Annotated in this window: 1 pseudogene; it reads right to left on the bottom strand. The window is 42.0% G+C overall.

The features are described from left to right. A pseudogene (locus ACFILZ_RS09850) lies at nucleotides 1–1045 on the bottom strand (hypothetical protein); the annotation flags it as partial.

Raw genomic sequence — 1045 nt, 5'->3', positions numbered from 1 at the left:
ATAGGATTTCGACTCGTTAACACCATCATTGACAAGACCACTAATTTTCTCATCCGTATACTTATTGGCATCTTCAAGAACTATCTTCATCTGCTCTTCAGTATAATCATGTAACTGACCACCATTAACAGCTTGCTGAGAACCTGTTTCAATCTTCCCTGCCGCTACATTGTCTATCATAACAGGTTCGCTGTCATTACCTCCTACTAACGTAATGCTATTGGTCTTTTTACCATCACTATCTTTATCATAGTTAACAACGCCATCTGTTACCGCTACTTCAATATTTTTCACATGTTGATCTATCGTATCTACTTTGTCTTCAACATCTTTTACTCTCTCATTCGTGCTCCAAAGCTGACCACCATTAACAACTTCTTGCGAGCCTTCTTCTATCTTACCATCCAATACATGCGTAATCTTACTCGACTTACCATCATGCTTCGCATCATACGCGCCTTCTTCTTCATTCCAATTCAAACCATTGCTCGCCACATTCTTCTCAACATCATGAATACGGTCGTTGATACTCGTCATACCATCACTGACACCATCAAAGGCTCCTGCTACATCATGATAGATCTTCTTTGCTGACGAACTACCATCAGAATTGAATTGCGCAACCTTGAATTCCGGAGCCCTCCATTCGCCACCTTCATAGCTAGCTCCTCCGCCTAAATACATCGCTAGCGTCTGATGCAAGGAATAAAGCTGAGAACCATTCACGGCTTCCGTCGAACCTTCAGAAAGTGTGCCCGCTTTCACGCCAGAGAGACTACGTGTATCACCATTCATGTTTGCAATTGTGATTGCACTACCCTCTTTTTCTCCACCTATCTTGATTACCTTCGTAGCATCATCCTGCTTAACAAGACTATCTCCTACAACTTTATTAATCTCATTCTGAAGCTCTTTATGAATATTCGTGAATGAATCACCAACACCAGCAAAGGCTGACGCAACATCATCATAGCTATGCTCTTCAACGGCACTGCCATCTTCTTTGACGATCTTAACTTTGAAGCTTGGAGCACTCCATTGACCT

The sequence above is a fragment of the Bartonella sp. AP40SXNS genome, from assembly GCF_042195825.1.
Classification (GTDB): Bacteria; Pseudomonadota; Alphaproteobacteria; order Rhizobiales; family Rhizobiaceae; genus Bartonella.
This window is presented reverse-complemented; position numbering and strand designations above follow the sequence as displayed.